Here is a 22661-nt window from a genome sequence, read left to right on the forward strand (position 1 = left end):
TACCTTCGCGCGGGGGCGGGCGGCAGGCGCGCCGCCCGGAGAGGAACGACGCATGTCCCCGTACGTACGGCCCTACCGCGCCGCCGACCACGAGGCGCTCGCCGACATCTGCGTGCGCACCGCGCACCTCGGCGGCGACGCCCGCCCGCACTACCGCGACCCCTCCGTCCTGCCCGTGCTCTTCGCGCACCCGTACGCGGCCTTCGAACCGGAGCTGTGCTTCGTCCTCGACGACGGCGGGCGCGCGGTGGGGTACGTGCTCGGCACAGCGGACACGGACCGCTTCGTCGGCCGCTTCCGCACGGAGTGGCTGCCGCGCCACGCCGACCGCTACCCGCTCCCCGGCGGCCCCGCGGCCGACAGCGACGACGTCATGGCGGGGCTCCTCCACGACCCCGAGCGGATGCGCGTCCCGGCCCTCGAGGACTACCCCGCGCACCTCCACATCGACCTGCTCCCGTCCTTCCAGCGCCAAGGCCACGGAAGACGCCTGATGAGCGCCCACCTCCACGCCCTCGCCGCCCGGGGAGTCCCCCGCGTCCACCTCGGCATGGTCACCGCCAACACCCCGGCCCGCGCCTTCTACGACCGCTTGGGCTTCCAAGAGATACCCGTCCCGGACGCGGGGGAGCTGACGTATCTGGGGCGGGGGACGGGGGAGGGGCTGTAGGCGCCGCCTCCGTCCCCCGCACGGCGGGCGGTGGTCCTCCGAGGGCCGGAGGACCACCGCCCCGCTCACGTCATCCGCCGCAGCCCCGCGAGGACGTCCCGCAGCAGCCGAACCTCCGGGGGCACGCTCTCGCTCACCGTCAGCAGGCCCTGGACGACGAGGTCCGAGGCGAGGACGCGGGTCAGGCCGAGCGGGAGGCCGAGGCGGGCGGCGGCCTCGGCGAGGGCCGTGGGGCGGGCGCACAGGTCGAGGAGGGTGCGCTCCTCCGGGTTGAGGTGGAGGGGGCGCGGGGCCTGGCGGGTCGTCAGGAGGGCTTCGAGGGCGATTCCGTACGCGGCCCGCGCGCGCCCGCGCGTGATGACGTACGGGCGCAGCGCCGCCGGGGCGCTCACGCGGTGCCCGTCGGGTGCGGGACGAGACCGGGGACGCGCTCGGCCGGGTCGAGCGAGGTCAGGCGGCGCGCCTCCTCCGCGCCGAAGGGGTCACCGCCCGGCTCGTCGTCCGTGAGCGCGGCGGCCGGGACGAGCACCACGGCACGCAGTCCGCCGTACGGCGAGGGGCCCAGGTCGACCTGGAATCCGTGGCGCCGCGCGTACTGCCCGACGACGGCGAGCCCCGTCTGCGGAACCTCGCCGACCTCGCGCAGGCCGAGCGGCCTGCGGCCCGAGGCGATCTCGCGCGCGGTGCTCAGCCGGTCCGTCGCGAGCCCGAGGCCGCCGTCGTGGACCTCGACGACCGCGCCCTTCTGCACCGCGCGCACCGTGACGGGGACCGTCGTGCGCGGCGGCGAGTACTCCGTGGCGTTGGCGAGGAGTTCGGCGACGAGGTGGATGAGGGGTTCGGCGAGCGCGGCGCGTACGGCGGGGGCCGGGTCGCCCGTCACCTCGACGCGGCGGTAGGCGACGATGCGGCCCGAGGCGGCGCGCGCGACGTCCACGAGACTCAGCGGCTGCCGCCACTCCTGCCCCGGCCACTCCCCGCACAGCACCTTCAGGCTCTGCGCGTGCCGGGCCTGCTGCGTCGCCGCGTGGTCGGCGAGCATCGTCGTCTCCAGCAGCTCCGCGTCGTCCGGGTACCGGTCGGAGAGGCCCGTGACCGCCGACTGGATGCGGTGCGCCGAACTCTGCACCCGCCCCGCCAGCTCCACCAGGACGAGCCTGCGCGTCTCCTCCAGGTACTCGCACTCCTCGGCCACCTCGCACAGCACCCGCTCGAAGAGATCCGCGACGGCCTGCGTCAGCTCGGCGCTCTGCGTTCGCGGCGGGGGCACCGTCCGGCCCCGTACCGCCGCGGGCAGCCGCTCCTTCACGAAGTGCTCCAGCTCCAGGCGCATCAGCTCCGACTGCTCCGTCAGGTACGACTGCCAGTCGGCGTCCCTGCGCTCGGACTGCGCCGCCCGCCGGGCCAGCTCCAGGCCGAGCGACTCGCCCTCGGCGACCGCCGTGCGGTGCTGGCGGCGCAGCGCCTCAAGGCCGCACAGCGCGAGCACCATCAGCGTGCCGAGCAGGACGGCGGTCGCGAGTCGCTGCGCGGCGAGCAGCGAGACGGCGCCGCCGTAGCCGCACAACAGCGTGAGCAGCGTCGCCGGCCACAGCACACCGGTCGCGCGACCTGACGACGCGGGCGCCGGGACGGGGCCGGGGGAAGAGACGGGGGGACGAGGCATCGAGCACCTTCGGGGGACGTACGGAAGAGGTGGGGACGTGGGCGCCGCGGGGGACCGGGGCGCCGGGCGGGCGCGGGGGCGTGCGGCCGGACGGGCCGTCAACAGGCGTGAGCCCGCAGCCCTTTCGTGGGTTGGGGCCCGCACCGACCGGGTGAGCATATCGCCCGAACAGCGGTATCCCGGGTAATCCGGGCGCCCGCTGGGCGCGGCGGTCGGAAAAGCTCTGGTGCCTCATGCACCTATCCGTGCTCAGCGGGCGCCCCGGTTACGCAAAGTGGCTCCCGCATTCCGCCGATCGGATGACACGCGCCCCGCGCCACCCCCACCCGGGTGGGGCCGCTCCCCCCGAAAGTGCCATGCCCCATCGCCCCCGCGCCCGGCGTGGCGCCTGGAGCCGGGCCCGCCCGATGGGGTACGGGGCGCATCGCCGTCCGCTACCGAGCGCACGCGCCCGTACCCCGGGGGAGCCGTCGCCGCCTACGGCAGGATCGAGTCCACGTAGCCGCCGTCCACCCGCAGCGCGCCGCCCGTCGTCGCCGAGGCGAGCGAAGAGCTGAGGTAGACCACCATGTGGGCGATCTCCTCCGGCTCGATGAGGCGCTGGAGGAGCGACTGCGGCCGGTGCTCGCGCATGAAGGCGCGCTGGGCCTCGTCCCAGGGCAGGGAGCGGTCGACGAGTTCGTAGACGAAGTCCTCGACACCGCCCGTGTGCGTCGGGCCCGCGATCACCGAGTTGACCGTGACGCCGCTGCCCGCCGCCTCCTTGGCGAAGCCGCGCGTCACCGCGAGCAGCGCCGTCTTCGTCATGCCGTAGTGGATCATCTCGGCCGGGACCACGACGGCCGAGTCGCTCGCGAGGTTCTGCACCCGCCCCCAGCCGCGCTCGATCATGCCCGGCAGGTAGGCGCGGATGAGGCGGACCGCGCTGAGCACGTTGACCTCGAAGTACCGCCGCCACTCCGCGTCGTCGATCTCCAGCGCGGGGCGCGCGCCGAAGATGCCGAGGTTGTTGACGAGGATGTCGGTGCGCGGCAGCCGGTCGAGCACCTGGGCGAGGCCCTCGTCGCTCGCGAGGTCGCCGGGCGCCGCCACGATCTCCGCCTCCGGGAAGCGCTCGCGCAGCGAGGCCGCCGCCGCTTCCGTACGGGGCGCGTCGCGGCCGTTGACCGCGACCCGCGCGCCCGCCTCGGCGAGCCCGGCGGCGATCGCCGCGCCGATGCCCTGGGTCGATCCGGAGACGAGGGCGGTCTTGCCGTCGAGGGTGACATGCATCCGGGGGCTCCAATCAGGAGGAATGACAGGGTCTCGTGAGGTGCGTCTGCCCGTTTCCGCATCCTCGATCGCCGCAGGGGCTTCTTTCGCGCGGCGTGCCGGACGGACCCCGAAGGTGCGCCCGATATATCACTGTCAGGTGTTCTGTCCCTCGCCGCGCTCCCGCACCGCCGCATGACCGCGCTGCTCCTCGCCCACTTCGCGCTCGCCGCGTGCGCCCCCGCCCTCGTGCGGTGGCTCGGGCGACGGGCCTTCGCCGTGCTCGCGCTGCCCCCGGCCGCCGCCGCGTGCTGGGGCCTCGCCTCCTGGGCGGACGTCTCGCACGGGCGGGAGACCGTCACGGTGTGGCGGTGGCTGCCCGCGTACGACGTGGACTACGCGCTGCGGCTCGACGCGCTCGGCGAGTTGATGGTGCTCCTCGCGGGCGGCGTCGGGGCCCTCGTCCTGCTCTACTGCGTCCACTACTTCGAGGACACGAGCCCGCAGCTCGGCCGCTTCGGCGGCTCCCTGCTCGCCTTCGCCGGGTCGATGCTCGGCCTCGTCCTCGCGGACGACCTGATCCTGCTCTACATCTTCTGGGAACTGACCACCGTCTTCTCCTTCCTGCTCATCGGGCACGGCAGCACGGTGAAGCAGAACCGGCGCTCCGCGCTCCAGGCGCTCACCGTCACGACCTGCGGCGGGCTCGCGATGCTCGTCGGCTTCGTCATCCTCGGCACCGTCACCGGCACGTACCGGATCTCCGCGCTCGTCGCGCACCCGCCGCCCGCCTCCGGCACCGTCGCGACAGCCCTCGTCCTGATCCTGTGCGGCGCCCTGTCGAAATCGGCGATCTGGCCCTTCAGCCTGTGGCTGCCCAACGCGATGGCCGCGCCCACACCCGTCAGCGCCTACCTGCACGCCGCCGCGATGGTCAAGGGCGGCGTCTACCTCGTCGCCCGGCTCGCCCCCGGCTTCGCCCACATCGAGCCCTGGCGCCCGCTCCTGCTCGTCCTCGGCACCGTGACGATGCTCCTCGGCGGCTGGCGCGCCCTGCGCCTGCACGACCTGAAACTCGTCCTCGCCTACGGCACCGTCAGCCAGCTCGGCTTCCTCACCGTCCTCGCCGGGGCGGGCGCCTACGACACCGGGCTCGCCGCCGGGGTGATGATCCTCGCGCACGCCCTGTTCAAGGCCCCGCTGTTCCTCGTCACCGGCATCGTCGACCACGCGACGGGCACGCGGGACCTGCGCTCCCTCTCCGGGCTCGGCCGCCGCCTGCCCGTCCTCGCCGCGATCGCCGTCGTCGCCGGGCTCTCCATGGCCGCGGTGCCCCCACTCCTCGGCTTCGCCGCCAAGGAGGCCGCGTTCCAGGCGCTCCTGAACGGCGACGCCGCAGACCGCTGGGCCCTCGCCGGGTGCGTCCTCGGCTCGGCCCTCACCACCGGCTACACCCTGCGCTTCCTGTGGGGCGCCTTCGCGCGCAAGCCCGGCGTGCCCGACACCGCGCCGCACGCCGTCGCGCCCGGCTTCCTCCTCGCGCCCGCCGTCCTCGCCGCCTCCTGCCTCTTCCTCGGCCCCGCCGTCCAGGGCACCGAGGACCTCTTCGCCACGTACGCCGACGCCTTCACGAGGCCCGCGCACCCCTACCACCTCGCGCTGTGGCACGGCGTCGGCACCGCGCTCGCGCTCTCCGCCGCCGCGTGGGCGGCGGGCACCGGGCTCTTCCTCCTCCGCGACCGCGTCGACCTGCTCGGGCGCGCTCTCGCGTGGCGCTCCGCCGACCTCGTCTTCGGGCGCTGCCTCCTCGCCCTCGAACGCCTCGCGCTCCAGTGCACGGGCTTCGTGCAGCGCGGCTCGCTCTCCGCGTACATCGCGACGGTCCTCGCCGTCGTCCTCGCCGGGCAGATCGCCGTCCTCGCCGTCGACGAGCCCTGGAGCGGGGCGCCCGCGCCCCGCCTGTGGGACACCCCGGCGCAGGCCGCGGTCGCCGTCCTGACCTGCGTCGTGGCGCTGTTGTGCCTCGGAGTGCGGCGGCGCATGAAGGCCGTCGTGCTCGTCGGGCTCAGCGGGTACGGGACCGGGCTGCTCTTCGTCGTCCAGGGCGCCCCCGACCTGGCGCTCACCCAGTTCTGCGTCGAGACCGTCTCGATGGTCGTGTTCGTCCTCGTCCTGCGCCGGATGCCCGTCCACTTCGAGGAGAACTACACGCGCTGGCGCCGCGTCATCCGCGCCCCCGTCGCGCTCCTCGGCGCGGCGGCCATCGGCTGCGTCGTGTGGATCATGGCCGGGGTGCGCTCGGCCTCGCCCGCCGGGAGCGCGATGGTCGAGGAGACCGCGCACCACGGCCTCAAGGACGTCGTCGCGACGATCCTCGTCGACCTGCGCGCCTGGGACACGATGGGCGAGTCCGCCGTCCTCGCCGCCGCGGCCATCGGCGTCACGAGCCTCATCTACCTGCACCGCCGCACCGAGAGCGACGAACCGCTCCCCGCCAGACCCCCGGGGGAGCCCCCTTCCCCCGTCCACACGACAGGCGCGAGCCCCGGCGAGCGGCGCCCCTCCGGGGCGACCCGCTGGACCGCCTGGACCCTCCCGCACCGCGACCTGGCCGGGCTCCCCGAGGGCGATGAGACCGCTCCCGAGCGCACCTGGCTCGCGGCCGGCAAGACCCTCGCGCCCGAACACCGCTCCGTCATCTTCGAAGTCGTCGCCCGGCTCGTCTACCACCCGATCCTCGTGCTCTCGGTCTACCTGCTCTTCTGCGCCGAGAACATGCCGGGCGGCGGCTTCGTCGCGGGACTCGTCGCCGGGGTCGCCTTCATCACCCGCTACCTCGCCGGGGGCCGCTTCGAACTCGCGGCGGCAGCGCCCTTCGGGCCCGGACTCCTCACCGGCCTCGGCCTGTTCGTGTCCACCGGCGTCGCGCTCGGCGGACTCGCCGACGGGACGGTGCTCCACGGCTGGACCTGGCACGGCGACTGGGCCGTCTTCGGCAAGGTCCATCTCTCCACCGCCGTCCTCTTCGACTGCGGCGTCTACCTCCTCGTCCTCGGCGTCGTCCTCGACCTCGTCCGCGCCCTCGGCGCCAAGATCGACCGGCAGATCGAGCGCGCCGCGGCGCTGCGCGCGGCCCGGCAGGGGAGGGGTGCCCGGTGACCCTGAGCCTCGCGGTGCTCGTCTCCGCCGTCGTGCTCTGCGCCGTCGGCGGCGCCCTCGTCCTCACCCGCTCCCTGACCCGCATCCTGCTCGGCACCGTCGTCCTCGGCAACGGCGCCAACCTCCTCGTCCTCGCCTCCACCGGCTCGGCCGCCGAGCCCCCGCTCCTCTACCCGCGCATCATCCGCAACCGCGTCACCGACCCGCTCCCGCAGGCCGTCGCCCTCACCGCCATCGTCATCGCCCTCGCCACCACCGCCTTCCTCCTCGCCCTCGCCTACCGCACCCACCAGGTCACGGGCTCCGACGAAGTGCGCGACGACACCGAGGACCGTCTCGTCGCCCTGCGCGCCGAGGTCCTCGACGAACGCAGCGCCCTGCGCGCCCGCTACCGCGAGATCCGCGCCACGCGCGGCCACTCCCCGCGCGCCCGCGCCCGCTACCGCGCCGAGCGCAAGGAACTCCGCGCCCGCCTGCGCGCCGACCGCGCCTACCAGGCCCGCGCCCGCGACGCCTCGGGCGACCTGTGGAACGACATCCTCGGCGCGGACCCGGAGGACTACGCGGACCCGGAGGACCAGGCGGACCCGGGGGACAGCGGCGGTACGGGTCCTGGGGACGGCGGTACGGATGCCGAACGCCCCGGCGCGGAAGGCCGCACCCGGCCCCGTACCGCCGAAGACACCGGCACCGCCCGGGATCCCCGTACCACCGATGGCCCCTCCGCCACCGAACGGCCCCCCGCCGCCGAAGGTCCCTCCGCCACCGAGGACCCCGGTCCCGCCAACGACCCAGGACAGGAAGGCGAAGAGCCCCGGTGAACTCCCTCGTCCCGCTCCCCGTCGTCCTCCCGCTCCTCGTCACGGGGCTCAAGCTCGCCATCGGGGCGCGCCTGCACCGCTTCCAGCGGCTCATCAGCGTCGTCGTGCTCACCGCCGTGCTCGTGCTCTCGGTCATCCTCATGGTCGAGGCCGACCGCACCGGGCCGCTCGTCGTGCACCTCGGCGACTTCGCCCCGCCGCTCGGCGTCACGCTCGTCGCCGACCGGCTCGCCGGGCTCATGCTCACCGTCTCCTCGGCGGTGACCCTCCTCGTCCTGCTCTACTCGCTCGGGCAGGGCATGGCCGACCGCGACGACGAGAGCCCGCTCGGCGTCTTCCACCCCGCCTACCTCGTCCTCGTCGCCGGGGTCTCCTGCACCTTCCTCGCCGGTGACCTCGTCAACCTCTACGTCGGCTTCGAGATCATGCTCGTCGCGAGCTACGTCCTGCTCACGATCGGCGGCACCGAGCCCCGCGTGCGCGCGGGCGCCACGTACGTGATCATCTCGCTCTTCTCCTCGATGCTCTTCCTCGTCGCGATCGCCATGACGTACGCGGCCTGCGGCACCGTCAACTTCGGGCAGCTCGCCGTCCGCCTCCAGGACATCCCGCTCGGCGCGCGCACTCTCCTGGAGGCGATGCTCCTGACGGTCTTCTCGATCAAGGCCGCCGTCTTCCCGCTCTCCGCGTGGCTGCCCGACTCGTACCCGACGACGCCCGCGCCCGTCACCGCGGTCTTCGCCGGGCTCCTCACCAAGGTCGGCGTCTACTCGATGCTGCGCACCCAGACGCTGCTCTTCCCCGGGCACCGCCTCGGCGACCTCCTGCTGCTCGCCGCGCTCGCCTCGATGGTCGTCGGCGTCCTCGGCGCCGTCGCGCAGACCGACCTCAAACGCGTCCTGTCCTTCACGCTCATCAGCCACATCGGCTACATGGTCTTCGGGATCGGCCTCGCGACCCGCGCGGGGCTCGGCGGCGCGATCGTCTACGTCGTGCACCACATCACCGTCGTGACCACGCTGTTCCTCGTCGCCGGGCTCATCGAGAGGCGCGGAGGCACCACCGAACTGACCCGGCTCGGAGGGCTCGCCCGCAGCGCCCCGCTCCTCGCCGTGCTCTTCTTCGTGCCCGCGCTGAACCTCGGCGGCATCCCACCGCTCTCCGGCTTCCTCGGCAAGCTCGAACTGCTGCGCGCGGGCGCCCAGCAGGGCGGCGGATGGGCGTGGACGCTCGTGGGCGCGTCCGTCCTCACGAGCCTGCTCACGCTCTACGTCATGGCGAAGGTGTGGAACCTCGCGTTCTGGCGCGCGGCCCCGCCCGGACAGCTCGCCGAGGGCGCGGTCCTGGAGGAGAGCGAGAACGACGACGAGGGAGACGACGAGACGACCCGCCCCGAACCCGCGGGGCGGGCGGCGCCCGCGACCCTCTCGGGACGCGCCGTCACCAAGACCACCAGCAGGCTGCCGCTCACGATGACCCTCGCCACGGCCGCCGCCGTCGCGCTCGGCCTCTCGTACACGGTCCTCGGCGGCCCGCTCACCTCCTTCACCGACCGCGCGGCCGGTGAACTCCTCGCCCGTACCCCCTACATCGAGGCGGTGCTGCACCGTTGAGCATCCTCTTCCGGGGCAACAGACGCTCCCCCTACAGCTGGACCCTCGGCGGTGGTACGAGCAGGCGGGTCCTCGACCTGCCGCTCATCGCCTGGCTCACCGTCATCTGGGTGCTGCTGTGGGGCACGCTCTCCTGGGCCAACCTCGTCAACGGCGTCCTCGTCGGCGTCGCCGTGTGCCTCCTCTTCCCGCTGCCCGCCGTCGACCTCGGGCTGCGGCTGCGCCCGCTGGGCATCGTCCACCTCGTGCTCTACCTGCTGTGGGACATGGCCGTCTCCAGCGTCCGGGTCACCCGCATGATCCTCACCCCGGGCCCGTACCCCGCGGCCGTCGTCGCCGTGCCGCTGCGCTGCCGCAGCGACCTCATGCTCACCGCGACGGCCCTCGCCGTCTCGGCGGTCCCCGGCGGCTCCGTCATCGAGGTCCGGCAGGCGACGGCGACGCTCTTCCTGCACGTGCTCGACGCCGACGACCCGCAGCAGATCGACCGCGCCCGCCGCTCCGTGTGGCACACCGAACGGCTCACCGCGCGCGCCTTCGGCACGGCCGAGGACGTCCGCCTCGTCGCGGCCCCGCCCCCCGAGGAGGAAGCGTGAGCGCGCTCGACACCCTGGAAAGGGACCTGATCCTCGCCGCGGGGGCCATGGTCGCGCTCGCGGGCGCGCTGCTGCTCGTACGGATCTGGCGCGGCCCCTCGATGCTCGACCGCGCCGTCGCGCTCGACGTCGTCGCCGCGCTCATCACCGCGGGCATCGGCGTCAAGGCGGCGTGGGACCGCGACCCCTTCTACATCCCGGTGATGCTCGTCCTCGCCTTCCTCGGCTTCACGGGGTCGGTCGGCATCGCCCGCTTCATCGCCGTACGCGACCGCCCGCGACCCGCACCCCCCAAGGGAGACCGCCGATGAGCGCCTGGGCCCGCACCGCCGACCTCGCCGGGGCCGTGCTCCTCCTCCTCGGCTGCCTCCAGTGCTTCCTCGGCGTCCTCGGGATGCTCCTGCTGCCCGACGTCCTCGCGCGCAGCCACTCCGCGACCAAGCCCCAGACCCTCGGCCTGTTGCTGATCGTCGCCGGTGTGGCGCTGCGGCTGCGCAACGGCATCGACAACGGCACGCTCGCGCTCGTCGTCTTCTTCCAGTTCCTCACCGCCCCCGTCGCGTCCCACCTCGTCGCCCGCTCCGCCTACCGCACCCGTCAGCTCGTCGTCCACGACCTCGTCCGCGACGACCTCGACCCGCAGCTGAGCCCGGAGGACGAGGACGGGGGCGGGGCCCCGGGGGCGGAGGGGGACGCGCCGAGGCCGTAGGCAGCGCCTCGGCGGTCGCCCGCGTCCTCCCCACGCCGGTCGGTGCTCACCCCGCCGCCGCGAGCTCGCGGGCGAGGCGGACCGCGCCCGCCACCGGCTCGCCCGGGTAGACCGTGAGGGGCAGGTCGAGGCGTGCCCGCAGGCCCGCGGCGAGGCGTCGGGCGAGGCGGGGCCGCGAGGCGAGCACCGTGCCCCCGCCGATGACCCGGGAGAGCGCCGCGCCCCGCCCCCGCAACTCCTCGACGAGGGTCACGAGCGCGTCGGCGCCGTGCGCGAGTGCGGCGCGCGCGGCGGGCGAACCGGCGTCGGCGGCGTCGAAGACGGTCGGCGCCCACCCGGCCCACTCGTGCGCGGGGAGCCGCTGCATGGCGTCCACCACGTCCCGCAAAGCCGCGCCGCCCGAGTGCGCGAGCAGGAGCGGGAGCAGCGGATCGTCCGGGCGGCCCGCGCGGTCGTCGGCGCGGGTCAGCAGCCGCACCGCCTCGCGGACCGTGCCCCACGCCGAGCCCGGGTCGCCGAGCAGCCAGCCCCAGCCCCCCGCGTACAGCGAGGTGCCGTCCGGGCGGCGTCCCACCGCGATGGAACCGGTCCCGACGACGAGCCCGGCCGCCGGGCCCTCGCCCGGGACGGCCGCCTCCAGGAGAAAGGCGTCGTTGACGACGGTCACCGCGACGCCGGTCCGCTCCGCGACGGCCTCGCGCAGCGCGCCGCACTCCTCGTCCGAGTCGCAGCCGTGGGCGCCCACGGCGACGGCGAGCGGCGGACGCCCGGTCACCGCGCGCAGCCCGGCGGCGAGCTGGGCGGCCTTGCCCCCGGCGTCGAGTGCGGTCCACTCGCCGGCGGGCCGCCGGTGGTCGGAGAGGGTACGTCCCTGGGGCGTGGCGAACCTGAGGCGGGTCCTGGTCCCGCCCGCGTCCACACCCACGATGTAGTCAGTTTCCACGTCTTCCCGGTGCTTCTTCGCGCGTTGGTGGTCGTGAGCCCCGCGTCCGCCGCTGGTCCGGCGGGCGCTTGTCAGCCGCGGACGGCGGCGTAGAAGGCGAGACACGTGGCGAGGGTCTGCCGGGCCGTGCGGACGGTGGAGCGCGGGGCCGTTCCCTCGCGGACGGCGGCGAGGAGCACGTCGAGCGTGTCGAAGGTGTCGTCCGGCAGCCGCGAGAAGGCCCACTCGCCGCCCTTCGGCGCGAAACCGAGCGTGCCCGTCGCGGTGGAGTACTGGACGGCGCCCTCCGAGCCGACGACGAGGGCCCGCGTGGACGAGGTGCCCGGCGGGGCGATCCAGGTGTCCTCGACCGTCACGACCGCGCCGCTCTCCAGCGTGAACACCGCGTGTCCGTAGTCCTCGACCGGCAGCCCCGGGTGGACGAGGTTCCCCACCGTGCCCGTGACGTGGGCGACGGGGGAGCGGAAGAGGGCCTGGACGCGGTCGATCTGGTAGACCGCGTGGTCGATCCACGCGCCCCCTGCGGTACGCGCCGGATCGGCCCACCAGCCCGGCCCCTCCGTCGAGCCGGGCCAGGCCGAGGGCAGCCCGCTGTCCATCGCGAAGGTGCCCGCGCGCGGTTCGCCGAGCCGCCCCGAGTCGAGCAGTTCCCGCAGGCGCAGGGCGAGCGGCGAGGTGTGGCGCGACTCGCTCGGCACGAAGACGATCCCGGCCCGCTCGACCTCGGCGACGACGCGGTCCGCGTCGGCGAGCGTCAGGGCGAGCGGTTTGACGGAGACGATGTGCTTGCCCGCGCGCGCCGCGGCGACGCACAGCTCCGGGTTCTGGTCGACGCTCGTGAAGCACGCGATGGCGTCCACCTCCGGATCGGAGAGGACGGTGGCGGGGTCCGTGGAGGTACGGGTACACCCCGTCAGGTGTGCGACGTGGGCGGTACGGGCGGGGTCGCGGTCCACGAGGGCGACGAGGCGCGCCGCGGGGTCGGCGGCGACGCGGCGGGCGAAGGGGATCGCCGCGTACCAGTGGTCGAAGCCGATGACGGCGATGCGCAGCGGAGCGGGGGCTTCTTCGGGCACGGGAGTGCTCCTCGGATCGGGGAAGGCCCGGCGGCGGGCAGGAAAGGCCCAACGGCGGGCGGGGAAGGGGGAGTACGGGGTTCTGGGGAGAGGCGAGGCGGAAAGGGGACGGTGCTCAGAAGCTCGTCGTCAGCTCCACGAAGCGCCGCTCCCGCGCCGAGGTCTCGACGGCGATCATGATCTCCAGCGCGTGGCGGGCGTGCTCGGCGCTCAGGACCGGCTTCGCGCCGTCGAGGATGATGTCGGCGAGGTGGCCGACGAGGAGGGCGCGCCCGTAGCGGCCCCGGCGGGTGTTGGTGGCGAGCGGCTGCGTCGGCTCGACCCAGCCGTCCACGCCGGGCGCGATGTCCGTCCGGTACAGCTCCAGATCCGGTCCGTCGGGGCGGAAGAGGCTCACGACGCCCTTCCGGCCGAAGACCTCCACCTTCGGGGCGCGCGAGGCGTGCACGTTGAAGGTGCCGTCCACGACCGCGTACGTGGAATCGCCGAAGTCCAGCATGAAGAGGCAGTTGTCGGGGGCCGTGACCGGCATCTCCAGGCCCTCGAAGGGCCCGCCCCGCACCGTCCTCGTCGGCTCGGTGACCCCGGCGAAGGCGACCACGCGGCGGGCGGGGCCGAGGAGCCCGGTGATCTCGTGGATGCCGTAGACGCCCATGTCCAGGAGCGGCCCGGAGCCCTCGCGGTAGAACCAGCTCGGGTCCGAGGGCCAGCCCGCCGGGCCGCCCCCGGGCCCCGCGTGCGAGCTGCGCACGCGGGCGAAGGCCACCTTGCCGATCGTCCCGGCGCGCAGCAGCTCCCCGGCCCGCTCGTACGGCTCGTAGAGGAGGTCGGGCGGGGCGACGACGATGCTGAGGCCGCGCGCGGCGGCCAGTGCGATGAGCGCGTCCGCCTCCGCGACCGTCGAGGCGAGCGGCTTCTCTACGGCGAGGTGCTTGCCGGCTTCGAGGATCGTGCGCGAGGTCGCCGCGTGGGCCGGGATCGGGGTGAGGTTGACGACGGCGTCGAGCTCCGCCTCGGCGAGCATCGCCTCCAGGGAGCCGTAGGCGCCGGGTATCCCGAAGCGGTCGGCGGTCGCGCGGGCCCGTACGTGGTCCACGTCGGCGAGCGCGGTCACCTCGATCCGGCCCCCGTACGCGCCCACGTTCGGCAGGACGCCGTAGGGCGCGACGGCGATTCCGCCGCTGCCGAGGACTCCCACGCGCAGCACATCGGCCATGAAGCCACCTCCGTAACTCGAAACTTTCTTGCGAGATGCTAGGTCGACCGGACCGGCGAGCGCCAGGGGTGGCGTGAGAACGGTGAAGTACGTCCGCAAAAGCGGTTTTTGGCCGTCTTTTAGTAACGAACATGTCACGTCTGCGCCGGGGGATTTCTCTTAAGAAAGTTTCTGGTACGTTCCTCGCACCGGAAACCCCCTGGAAAGGAAACGGTGGCAATGGCCGTCAGAGGAACACCGTCGTGGCTGGGCGACCAGAACGCCGCCACCGCTCTTCGGCTGCTCCTCGACCACGGCCCCCTCAGCCGCAACGGGGTCGGCGAACGCAGCGGGCTCTCCCGGCCCACGGCCACGCAGATGATCGCGCGGCTGGAGGACAAGGGACTCATCGAGGTCGTCGGCGAGGAGTCGATCGGCCGCGGGCCCCGCGCCGCGCTGTACGGCGTGCGCAACGACCTCGCCTACGGGGTCGCCATCAACGTGGACCAGGAAGGCGTGCGCTCCACCGTCGTGGACCTCGCCGGCACCCGGCACCCCGTCGCCCACAAGGCGGCGGCCGGGATGCCCGCCCACCGGGGCGCCGCGCGCGACGTGGCGTGGGCCGTGCTCGACGCCTGCGAGGCGGCGGACGTGGACCTCACCGCGATCCGCCACATCCGCGTCGGCGTCCCCAGCAGCGTCGACCCGCGCCACGACGAACTCAGCTCGGTGGCCGCCCTGCCCGGGTGGTCCCGCAAGAGCATCCGCAGGCAGCTCGAAGGCGCCCTCGGCTGCGAGGTCGAGGTCGACAACGACGTGAACCTCGCGGCGATCGCCGAGCGCGCCACGGGCCCGTACTCACCGGCGGGCACCTTCGCCCTCCTGTGGGTCGGCTACGGCATCGGTCTCGCCGTGGACGTCGCGGGCACCGTCCTGCGCGGCGCCTCCGGCGGCGCCGGTGAGATCGGCAACCTGCCGGTCCCGCACGGCGTCCCCGGGGCCGACGACGGGGCCCGCGACCTCGAAGGCTTCCTCGGCGCGCGCGCCCTCGACCGCATCGGCCGGGAGACCGGCTGGGCCGAGGACGGCTTCGCCCGCGTCCTCGCGGGGGAGACGCTGCCCGAGCGGGTCTGCGAGGTCTACGCGCCCCGCCTCGCGCAGAGCGTGATCCCGGTCCTCGGGGTCGTGGACCCGGAGGTCGTCGTCCTCGGCGGGCCCGTCGGGCGCGCGGGAGGGGAGCGGCTCGTCGAGCTGACCACCCGCCACCTGCGCGAGCACACCCGCTGGGACCCCGACGTACGGCTCAGCGCCGTCGCCGGGGACGCCGTCCTCGACGGGGCGCGCACCGCCCTCGGCACCCGGCTGCGCGAGGCCCTCCTCGCCCGCGCCACCGGCTCCCTCCCGGCCGCCGACCACGCGCGCGTCCTCGCCGAACGCCTCCGCGACATCGACTGACCCCACCCCGCCCCCGCACACCCCCCCCACCGCCTCACCCCCCTCCCAGGAGCACGCCCGGCGACACCCAGCACCTCGTTCAGCAGGAAGGCACCGCGATGCACCCGGCCTTTCGCCACCCCCTGTCCCGCCCCCGCCCCGCGCGGCCCCCGGCCGCCGCGGGCCCGCGCCCCGGGCACCGCCGCACCGGCGCCGCGCTCCTCGCCGCCGCGCTGCTGCTCACCGGCTGCGCCGCCGGCACCGACGGCCCCGTACCCGCGAGGGCCCCCGCCCACCCCTCCGGTTCCGTCCAGCTCTGGCACCACTACACGGGCCGCGAGGCGGCCGTCGTCCAGTCGGCCGTGGACGACTTCGAGAAGAAGTACCCGGACGTGCGCGTCACCGTCCACAGCGGCCAGCAGGACACCAAGATCACCCAGGTCGTCTCCTCCGGCGGCGACGTGGACGCCATGATCACCAACGTCAACACCACCCTCGGCACCGCCTGCAAGACGATGGAGGACCTCGCGCCCTGGATGCGGCGCGACGGCGTCTCCGCCCACGACTTCCAGGGCATCTTCGCCGAGGCCACCGCCTTCGACGGCCGCCGCTGCTCCCTGCCCACCACCTCCGACGTGTACGGCCTCTACTTCAACAAGGACCTCCTCGCGCGGGCCGGGTACACCACTCCGCCCCGCACCCTCCAGGAACTGGAGAGGATGGCGCTCAAGCTGACCACCTACAAGGCGGACGGCTCGATCAGGACCCTCGGCTTCAACCCCCTGGTCGGCTTCCAGCAGAACACCGCCGCGACCCTCGGGCACGCCGCGGGCGTCCGGTGGATGAAGGACGGCGACGCCTCGGTGGGCTCCACCCCCGAGTGGCGGCAACTCATCGCCTGGCAGCAGAAGTTCGTACGGAAGATCGGCTACAACAAGCTCAAGACCTTCACCGCGGGACTCGGCGACGAGTGGTCGGCCGACAACGCCTTCCAGACCGGCCGCATCGCCATGACGCTCGACGGCGAGTGGCGCGTCGCCTTCATCGCCGAACAGGCGAAGAAGCTGCGCTACGGCACCGCGCCCTTCCCCGTACTGGCCGGGAGCGGCCAGCACTACGGCGGCGGCTTCGTCTCGGCGGCCGACATCGGCGTCAACAAGCGCTCCCCCCGCAAGGAGGCCGCCTGGACGCTCGTCAAGTACCTCACCACCGACACCGCCGCCGCCGTGAAACTCGCCAACGGCATCAAGAACATCCCGACCCTCAAGAGCGCCGCCGAGTCCCCCGGCCTGGACGCGCCCGCCCCCTACCGCACCTTCATCGACGCCTCGGCGGACCCCGCGAGCGACACGAGCCCGGTCACCGAGATCGGCTCCACCCTCACCGCGACCGTCGACGACTTCTGGACCGGCTACCAGCAGGGCCCGGGAACGGGACTCGCCCCCGGCCTCCGGAAGGTCGACAAGGACATCGACAACGCACTCGGCCTGCGACGAGCGAAGTGACCCATGAGTGATTCCCCGATACCCCTGAACCGGCCCCCCGGCCGCGCCGGCCGCCTCGGCAGAGCGCGCACCGCGCCCGCCCCCGACGCGGCCCACCGGACCTCGCGGCGCCGCCGCACCCTGCGCGCCCGCCTCACCTTCTGGTCCATGACGGGCCCGGCCCTCATCGGCCTGGTGGTGTTCTTCCTCTACCCGCTGTGCGCCAACGTCTTCTACTCCTTCACCAACTACGACCTCGCGAGCCCCCCGAAGTGGATCGGCCTGCGCAACTACGAGTACCTCTTCACACAGGACCCCCGCGTCGGCAAGGCCGCCCTCAACACGCTCTGGTTCGTGGTGATCCTCGTCCCCGTGCGGATGGCCTGCTCGCTCGGGATCGCGCTCCTGCTCACCCGCCGCAAGCGCGCCTCCGGGTTCTGGCGCACGCTCTTCTACATCCCCGCGCTCGTGCCGCCCGTCGCCTCCGTCGTCGGCTTCGTCTTCCTCTTCAACCCCGGCGCCGGGCCGGTCAACGCGCTGCTGCGCACCTTCGGCGTCAAAGGGCCGCTCTGGTTCAACGACCCCGCCCTCTCCAAGCCGTCCCTGCTCCTGCTGGGCGTCTGGATGATGGGTGACATCATGGTGATCTTCCTCGCCGCCCTCCTCGACGTCCCCAAGGACCAGTACGAGGCCGCCGAACTCGACGGCGCGGGCCCCGGGAACAAGTTCCGCTACGTCACCCTGCCGAACATCTCGCCGGTCGTGCTCTTCTCCGCCGTCACCGGTGTCATCGCGGCCCTCCAGTACTTCACCGAGGCCGCCGTCGCCTCCAGCGTCGCCAACGGCAAGACCGGCATCGACGCGGGCGCCGACCAGCTCCTCGGCTACCCCAACGACTCACTGCTGACCTTCACCCAGTGGATGTACGTCCAGGGCTTCAGCAGCTTCCAGCTCGGCTACGCCGCCGCCATGGCCGTCGTGCTCTTCGTCGTCGCCGCCGCCGTCATGGCGGTCCTGCTGCGGCGGGCCGGCCTCTTCCGCCAGAAGGGGGCCTGAGACCCATGACCACCCAGCCCTTGACCACCACCCGCCCCACCACCGGCGCCCCCGCCCCGGCACGCCCGCCCGCCCGGCCGGGCGGCACCAAGCGCGCCCTCGGCTGGATCGCCGAGCACGCCCTGCTCGTGGCGCTCGCGGCCGTCTTCCTCGTCCCCGTCGTCTTCGTCGTCCTGACCTCCTTCATGGGCGGGCACCAGACGCTCACCGGCGCCCTGTGGCCGCACCCCTTCCAGTGGTCGAACTACCTGACCGCCTTCCGCACCGCGCCGCTCGGCCGCTGGTTCGCCAACTCCCTGCTTTACGCGGGCGTTTCGACGATCCTCATGCTCGTCTCCTCGGTGCCCATGGCGTACGTGCTCGCCAAGGTGCGCTTCAAGGGCGCGAGCATCCTCTTCTTCGCCGTCATCATCGCGATGCTCCTGCCCCCGCAGGTCACCCAGGTGCCCGTCTACGTCATGTGGGCCCAGCTCCGCGTCGTCGGCACCTTCTGGCCGCTCATCCTCCCGCACCTCTTCGGCAACGCCTTCTCGATCTTCCTGCTCCGGCAGTTCTTCCTCTCCATCCCGAACGAGTACCTGGACGCCGCCCGCATGGACGGCAACGGCGAGTGGGGCGTCCTCACCCGGGTCATGGTGCCGATGGCCAAGCCAGGCATCGCGGCGGCCTCGATCTTCATGTTCTTCCAGTGCTGGAACGACTACTACGGCCCGCTCCTCTACACCTCCGAGAACCCGGACCACTGGACCATCGCCTACGGCCTCGCCTCCTTCCACGGCGCGCACAGCACCGACTGGGGCGTGATCATGGCCGTCACGACGCTCGCCACCCTCCCCGTGGTCCTCGTCTTCTTCTTCGCCCAGCGCACTTTCGTCGAGGGCATCACCCTCACCGGCGTCAAGGGCTGACCCCGCGCCGCCCCCTCCCGTACGGACGGCACGCGCACCACCACCGATTCAAGGACACACCCGTGAACGCACCACTCGAAGCGCCGCTCGGCATCGGCATCATCGGCAGCGGCTTCATCGCCCACTTCCACGTCCGCTCCTGGCAGTCCATCCGCGGCTCCGACATCGTCGCCACCCAGTCCCGCTCCCTGGACCGCGCCCGCGAACTCGCCTCCAACGCCGAGGAACTGCGCGTCGGCAAGGAAGTCACCGCCTACGACGACATCGCCGCGCTCGTACGGGACGAGCGCGTGGACGCGGTCTGGGTCCTCACCCCGAACCACACCCGCGTCGAGGTCGTCCGCGCCGTGTGCGAGGAAGTGCGCTCCGGACGCGCGAGCCTTCGCGGCATCGCCGTCGAGAAGCCCCTCGGCCGCAACCTCGCCGAGGCGCGAGAGGTCGCGGACCTCGTACGCGGCGCCGGACTGCGCCACGCGTACCTGGAGAACCAGGTCTACGCGCCCCGCCTGACCCGTACCCGCGAACTCATGTGGGCGCGCGGCGCGAGCCGTTCGGGCACGCCCTACCTCGCCCGCTGCACCGAGGAGCACTCGGGCCCGCACTCGGCGTGGTTCTGGGACAGCGAGGCGCAGGGCGGCGGCGTCCTCAACGACCTCATGTGCCACTCCCTCGAAGCCGGCCGCTTCCTGCTCACGCCGCCAGGACACGACCCCTCCGCGTGGCTGACCCCGGTCTCGGTGACCGCCACCATCGCCTCGCTGCGCTGGGGCCGCGAACGGTACGCCGCCCGCCTCGCCGAGACCCACCCCGGCGTGCAGGACTACCGCACGACTCCCTCCGAGGACTACGCGAACGCGACGTACACCTTCGTCAACGGCGACGGCGAGCCCGTCATCGTCGAGGCGATGACCTCCTGGGGCTACGTCGGCGCCGGGATGCGGCTCTCCTTCGAACTCCTCGGCCCCGAGTACTCGATGAGCGCCAACTCCCTCTCCGGCGACGCGACGGTCTTCTTCTCCCGCGACCTGGAGCAGCAGGAGGGCGAGGACCTGCTGGAGAAGCAGAACGCGGAGCAGGGACTCATGCCCGTGATCGCCGACGAGCCCGCCGCCTACGGCTACGTCGCCGAGAACACCCACATCACGCGCGTCTTCGCCGACGGCGGCCAGCCCGCCGAATCGCTCGACAGCGGGGTCGCGGTCACCGAACTCCTCATGGCCGCCTACTACGCGGCCGAGACCGGCACCGTCGTCCACTTCCCCGTGGACCTCTCCGACTACGTGCCCGCCGTCGCCCGCAAGGCGTGGCACCCGCGCACCGCGCCCGCCGCGAAGGAGGCGACCGCGTGAGCGCCGCACCCGTCTACGGCTACACCTTCGCCGAGGGCCGTGAGGCCGAACTGCCCGCGCTGCGCGAGGTCGTCGCGGCCTTCCCCGACGCGCTCGACGCGTGGCGCCCGGCCTGGCGACGCGTCCTGCTCGCGGGCATCGGCGCGAGCGGCGCCGCGCTCGCCTCGCCGCTGTACGCGCTGCGCGAGGCCGGTGTCGACGCCTCGCGCACCGACTGCTCCGACCAGCCGAGCGTCCTCGGCGGCCCGGACATGGTCCTCGCGCTCTCGCAGAGCGGCCGGAGCCGTGAGACCACCGACCTCGTCGCGCGCTTCCGTGCCGCCGGAGTCCCCACCGCGGCCCTGACCAACGCCGCCACGAGCCCCCTCAAGGACGCGGCCGGGACCACGTACTCGGTGGGGGACCACCCCGACAGCCGGGTCTCGACGGTCGGCTTCGTCGTGACGTACGCCGCGCTCGGGATGCTCACCGACCAGCTCACGCGCGGGCACGCGCACCCCGGCTGGGCGCACGTCGCCGAGGCGGTCGAGGAGACGCTGAGCGGGGCGGCGGGCGCGCTCGCGGACTTCGCCGCCGGGCCGCTCGCGCGCGGCTCGCTGGACGTCGTCGCCTCGGCGCCGCAGCTCACCACCGCCGAGGCGGTCGCCCTGCTCTTCCGCGAGGGACCGCTCGTCCCGGCGACGGCCTGCGGGACGCGGACGTACCTGCACGGACCGATGGACGTCGCCTCGGCCGGGACGAGCCACGTCGTGATCGGCGCGGAGCGCGAGGCGGCGCTCGCGCGGCAGCTCACGCAGAAGCCGACCGGTGTCCTCACCGTCATGGAACGCTCCGTCACCCCGCCGCCCGGCGTGCTCGCGGTGCGTCTGCCGGAGGGCTTCACGCCGACGCAGCGCGCGCTCGTCGAGGTGTGCGTGCTGCAGGAACTCGTGGCGCGGGTCGCGGAGGTCAGGGACGAGCCGGTCGACAAGGTCGCCTTCGCCCGCGAGGACACGAAGATCGCGGCGCTCGCGGAGCTGTGAGCCCGTACGCGCGGGCGGCGGCCGGGGCTGGGGAGCGGCGGGACGGGAGAGCCGTGCCCTCCCGCCCGGCCGCCGACGCGCGGCGCCCTCAGGCCCCTGCCGCCGACGGGCGGCGCCCTCAGCTCCGCACCACCGCCACGTCGTCCACCGTCCAGTACCAGTTGTTGCCCGCCGTGTACCGGAACCGCACCCGCGCGGTCCGGGCACCCGCCGGGACCTGGAGCGGGATCGTCTCGACGCGCGAGGACACGTCGGCGGTGTACGTCCGCACGGAGACGGGCGCCGCGCCGTCGTACGACACCAGCACCTCGCCGCGCTGGGGCGACTCCTGCCGGTAGTACGTCGTGTAGCGCAGGACACTGCCCGCCGACACCGCCCAGGCCGGGCTGACGAGGATCGAGTCGAAGCCGCCCGTGTACGAGCGGTCGGCCCACTCGTCGCCGTCCGCGACCGCGAAGACGTTCCGCGCGCGGACGTTGTTCTCGCGGCCCTGCCCGCGTTCGGCCGCGCTCCAGAACTCGTCCGTCGTGAAGCTCCAGCCGCGCCACTCGGTGACGCCGCCGCTCATGCCGGTGTTCTCGACGCTCCAGCCGCTCGGCGCGGTGTGCGTGAAGCCGAGTGTCCCGGCCGGGATGCCCGTCTCGTCCACGCGCGTGCCGAGCGCGGGACGCAGCGTGTCGAAGGGATCGCCGGAACTCTGCGCGAGCGGACGCCCGTCGAGCCCCCACGCCGGGTCGACGGGCACGCCGAGGTGCGCGAGCGCGGTCGCCGCGACGTCCGGCATCCGCACGTCGTACCGCACGCTCCCGGCGGGGAGCCCGCCGCCCGAGGCGACGAGGAAGGTCTGCCGCTCGGGCAGCGTGTTGCCGCCGTGGCCGCCCGGGTCGGTGTGCCCGTGATCGGTCGTCACGAGGAGGAGCCAGTCCTCCTGCGCGTACGTGGCCCGGCCGCGTACGGCGCCGAGGAGCTGCCCGAGCTGGGCGTCGGCCGTCGCGAGCGCCGCCAGGTACTGGCTGCTCGCGGCGCCGTAGGAGTGCCCGGCGTGGTCGACGTTGTCGAGGTGGACGAAGACGGCGTCGTGGTTCCCTTCGCGCAGGGCGGCCACGGCGCGCTGCGTCGTCCCGGTGTCGTACTCGGCCTCGGGCGTCGAGACGCGCGTGTCGACCTCCGGCGAGAACACGGTGGTGGTGAGCGGGTTCCAGGAGGCGACGGCGTACGTCGACAGGGCAGGCCGGTACCGCTCGGCGCGGGTCAGGAAGTCGGGGTAGAGGTCGAACCGCCCGCCGGTGAAGGTGTTGTCGCGCACCTTGTGCTTGTCGGGCCACACGCCGGTGAGGATCGTGGACCAGCCCGGCCCGGAGAGCGTGGGGGCGAGGGGTTCGCTGTAGAGGAGGCTCTGCGCGGTCACGCCGGAGGCGCGCAGGGAGTCCAGGTGCGGGGTCCCCGCGGCGGCCGTACGGCCGAGCAGGGCGCCGTCGATGCCGAGGAGCAGCACCTTCGGCGTGCGGGCCGCGGCGCGGGCGGGGGAGAGGGGGAGGGCCGCCCCGAGGAGGACGGCCCCGGTGCCGCCGAGGACGGCGCGGCGCGAGGGGGAGCGGGAGGAGAGGGGGCCGGTCGTGCTGTCTGCGGGCATCACAGGGCTCCGTTTTCCGTGGGGTCGACGGGTCGTCGCGCAGGGGCGGTGACCTCGGGGTGGCGCTGTTCCGTGG

20 protein-coding genes are annotated in these 22661 nt (G+C 73.8%); 13 read left to right on the forward strand and 7 right to left on the reverse strand.

Annotation, left to right across the window (positions count from 1 at the left end; all coding sequences use genetic code 11):
* Positions 1-52: 52 nt before the first annotated feature.
* On the forward strand, positions 53-670 hold the full coding sequence (locus tag STTU_RS30635) for a GNAT family N-acetyltransferase (protein ID WP_007830114.1): 618 nt from the start codon (positions 53-55) through the stop codon (positions 668-670).
* Between the two features lie 65 nt (positions 671-735).
* Here STTU_RS30635 and STTU_RS30640 read toward each other — a convergent pair whose 3' ends face one another.
* The 3 genes from STTU_RS30640 to STTU_RS30650 all read right to left on the reverse strand — a co-directional run bounded on the left by STTU_RS30640 (position 736) and on the right by STTU_RS30650 (position 3608).
* Positions 736-1062 (reverse strand): DUF742 domain-containing protein, encoded by a 327-nt coding sequence (locus STTU_RS30640; protein WP_043256839.1) that lies wholly within the window; start codon positions 1060-1062, stop codon positions 736-738.
* Positions 1059-2336: an ATP-binding protein gene (locus STTU_RS30645; protein WP_234019341.1), complete on the reverse strand. Its 1278-nt coding sequence runs from the start codon at positions 2334-2336 to the stop codon at positions 1059-1061. The genes STTU_RS30640 and STTU_RS30645 overlap by 4 nt, the downstream gene beginning before the upstream one ends.
* A gap of 477 nt (positions 2337-2813) precedes the next feature.
* Complete coding sequence (locus tag STTU_RS30650) at positions 2814-3608, reverse strand: SDR family NAD(P)-dependent oxidoreductase (RefSeq protein ID WP_007830116.1); 795 nt, start codon at positions 3606-3608, stop codon at positions 2814-2816.
* A 174-nt stretch (positions 3609-3782) separates the two neighbouring features.
* Here STTU_RS30650 and STTU_RS30655 point away from each other — a divergent pair, with 174 nt between their 5' ends.
* Genes STTU_RS30655 through mnhG form a run of 6 tightly spaced genes read left to right on the forward strand, consistent with a single transcriptional unit; the run spans position 3783 to position 10485 of the window.
* Positions 3783-6746: a Na+/H+ antiporter subunit A gene (locus STTU_RS30655; RefSeq protein WP_007830117.1), complete on the forward strand. Its 2964-nt coding sequence runs from the start codon at positions 3783-3785 to the stop codon at positions 6744-6746.
* Positions 6743-7567 (forward strand): Na(+)/H(+) antiporter subunit C, encoded by an 825-nt coding sequence (locus STTU_RS30660; protein ID WP_043256841.1) that lies wholly within the window; start codon positions 6743-6745, stop codon positions 7565-7567. Before STTU_RS30655 ends, STTU_RS30660 begins: the two co-directional genes overlap by 4 nt.
* The gene (locus STTU_RS30665; RefSeq protein WP_043256843.1) at positions 7564-9180 is read left to right on the forward strand and encodes a Na+/H+ antiporter subunit D; all 1617 of its coding nucleotides are present in this window, start codon (positions 7564-7566) and stop codon (positions 9178-9180) included. The genes STTU_RS30660 and STTU_RS30665 overlap by 4 nt, the downstream gene beginning before the upstream one ends.
* Positions 9177-9776 carry a Na+/H+ antiporter subunit E gene (locus tag STTU_RS30670; protein ID WP_010265530.1) on the forward strand — a complete coding sequence of 200 codons (600 nt, stop codon included), beginning with the start codon at positions 9177-9179 and terminating at the stop codon, positions 9774-9776. The genes STTU_RS30665 and STTU_RS30670 overlap by 4 nt, the downstream gene beginning before the upstream one ends.
* Positions 9773-10087 carry a monovalent cation/H+ antiporter complex subunit F gene (locus STTU_RS30675; RefSeq protein ID WP_043256845.1) on the forward strand — a complete coding sequence of 105 codons (315 nt, stop codon included), beginning with the start codon at positions 9773-9775 and terminating at the stop codon, positions 10085-10087. The genes STTU_RS30670 and STTU_RS30675 overlap by 4 nt, the downstream gene beginning before the upstream one ends.
* Positions 10084-10485, forward strand: coding sequence for a monovalent cation/H(+) antiporter subunit G (gene mnhG, locus STTU_RS30680; RefSeq protein ID WP_009062669.1), 402 nt, complete (start codon positions 10084-10086; stop codon positions 10483-10485). Before STTU_RS30675 ends, mnhG begins: the two co-directional genes overlap by 4 nt.
* Before the next feature lie 46 nt (positions 10486-10531).
* Here mnhG and STTU_RS30685 read toward each other — a convergent pair whose 3' ends face one another.
* The 3 genes from STTU_RS30685 to STTU_RS30695 all read right to left on the reverse strand — a co-directional run bounded on the left by STTU_RS30685 (position 10532) and on the right by STTU_RS30695 (position 13720).
* Positions 10532-11428: an N-acetylglucosamine kinase gene (locus STTU_RS30685; RefSeq protein WP_007830123.1), complete on the reverse strand. Its 897-nt coding sequence runs from the start codon at positions 11426-11428 to the stop codon at positions 10532-10534.
* Positions 11429-11499: 71 nt separating this feature from the next.
* Complete coding sequence (locus STTU_RS30690) at positions 11500-12504, reverse strand: Gfo/Idh/MocA family protein (protein ID WP_007830124.1); 1005 nt, start codon at positions 12502-12504, stop codon at positions 11500-11502.
* Positions 12505-12619: 115 nt separating this feature from the next.
* Complete coding sequence (locus STTU_RS30695; protein ID WP_043256848.1) at positions 12620-13720, reverse strand: Gfo/Idh/MocA family protein; 1101 nt, start codon at positions 13718-13720, stop codon at positions 12620-12622.
* Between the two features lie 219 nt (positions 13721-13939).
* On the opposite strand from STTU_RS30695, the gene STTU_RS30700 reads away from it, so the two are divergent.
* The 6 genes from STTU_RS30700 to STTU_RS30725 all read left to right on the forward strand — a co-directional run bounded on the left by STTU_RS30700 (position 13940) and on the right by STTU_RS30725 (position 20952).
* Positions 13940-15154, forward strand: a complete 1215-nt coding sequence (locus STTU_RS30700) for an ROK family transcriptional regulator (RefSeq protein ID WP_043256850.1) — start codon at positions 13940-13942, stop codon at positions 15152-15154.
* Between the two features lie 98 nt (positions 15155-15252).
* The gene (locus STTU_RS30705) at positions 15253-16638 is read left to right on the forward strand and encodes an extracellular solute-binding protein (RefSeq protein WP_234019342.1); all 1386 of its coding nucleotides are present in this window, start codon (positions 15253-15255) and stop codon (positions 16636-16638) included.
* Between the two features lie 147 nt (positions 16639-16785).
* Complete coding sequence (locus STTU_RS30710) at positions 16786-17673, forward strand: carbohydrate ABC transporter permease (RefSeq protein WP_007830128.1); 888 nt, start codon at positions 16786-16788, stop codon at positions 17671-17673.
* Between the two features lie 5 nt (positions 17674-17678).
* A complete protein-coding gene (locus STTU_RS30715; protein ID WP_007830129.1) occupies positions 17679-18581 on the forward strand; it encodes a carbohydrate ABC transporter permease in 903 nt (300 codons plus the stop codon).
* 62 nt (positions 18582-18643) lie between these two features.
* Complete coding sequence (locus STTU_RS30720) at positions 18644-19930, forward strand: Gfo/Idh/MocA family protein (RefSeq protein WP_007830131.1); 1287 nt, start codon at positions 18644-18646, stop codon at positions 19928-19930.
* Positions 19927-20952, forward strand: a complete 1026-nt coding sequence (locus tag STTU_RS30725) for an SIS domain-containing protein (protein ID WP_234019343.1) — start codon at positions 19927-19929, stop codon at positions 20950-20952. Before STTU_RS30720 ends, STTU_RS30725 begins: the two co-directional genes overlap by 4 nt.
* A gap of 118 nt (positions 20953-21070) precedes the next feature.
* Here STTU_RS30725 and STTU_RS30730 read toward each other — a convergent pair whose 3' ends face one another.
* The gene (locus tag STTU_RS30730; RefSeq protein ID WP_007830135.1) at positions 21071-22585 is read right to left on the reverse strand and encodes an alkaline phosphatase family protein; all 1515 of its coding nucleotides are present in this window, start codon (positions 22583-22585) and stop codon (positions 21071-21073) included.
* Positions 22586-22661: the final 76 nt, after the last annotated feature.

Source organism: Streptomyces sp. Tu6071, assembly GCF_000213055.1.
Taxonomy (GTDB): domain Bacteria; phylum Actinomycetota; class Actinomycetes; order Streptomycetales; family Streptomycetaceae; genus Streptomyces; species Streptomyces evansiae.

Excerpts from the sequence above, each read along its gene's own strand:
- STTU_RS30635 (WP_007830114.1), top strand. The coding sequence starts at position 53 with ATGTCCCCGTACGTACGGCCCTACCGCGCCGCCGACCACGAGGCGCTC.
- STTU_RS30645 (WP_234019341.1), bottom strand. The coding sequence starts at position 2,336 with ATGCCTCGTCCCCCCGTCTCTTCCCCCGGCCCCGTCCCGGCGCCCGCG.
- STTU_RS30650 (WP_007830116.1), bottom strand. The coding sequence starts at position 3,608 with ATGCATGTCACCCTCGACGGCAAGACCGCCCTCGTCTCCGGATCGACC.
- STTU_RS30655 (WP_007830117.1), top strand. The coding sequence starts at position 3,783 with ATGACCGCGCTGCTCCTCGCCCACTTCGCGCTCGCCGCGTGCGCCCCC.
- mnhG (WP_009062669.1), top strand. The coding sequence starts at position 10,084 with ATGAGCGCCTGGGCCCGCACCGCCGACCTCGCCGGGGCCGTGCTCCTC.
- STTU_RS30695 (WP_043256848.1), bottom strand. The coding sequence starts at position 13,720 with ATGGCCGATGTGCTGCGCGTGGGAGTCCTCGGCAGCGGCGGAATCGCC.
- STTU_RS30700 (WP_043256850.1), top strand. The coding sequence starts at position 13,940 with ATGGCCGTCAGAGGAACACCGTCGTGGCTGGGCGACCAGAACGCCGCC.
- STTU_RS30705 (WP_234019342.1), top strand. The coding sequence starts at position 15,253 with ATGCACCCGGCCTTTCGCCACCCCCTGTCCCGCCCCCGCCCCGCGCGG.
- STTU_RS30710 (WP_007830128.1), top strand. The coding sequence starts at position 16,786 with ATGACGGGCCCGGCCCTCATCGGCCTGGTGGTGTTCTTCCTCTACCCG.
- STTU_RS30715 (WP_007830129.1), top strand. The coding sequence starts at position 17,679 with ATGACCACCCAGCCCTTGACCACCACCCGCCCCACCACCGGCGCCCCC.
- STTU_RS30730 (WP_007830135.1), bottom strand. The coding sequence starts at position 22,585 with ATGCCCGCAGACAGCACGACCGGCCCCCTCTCCTCCCGCTCCCCCTCG.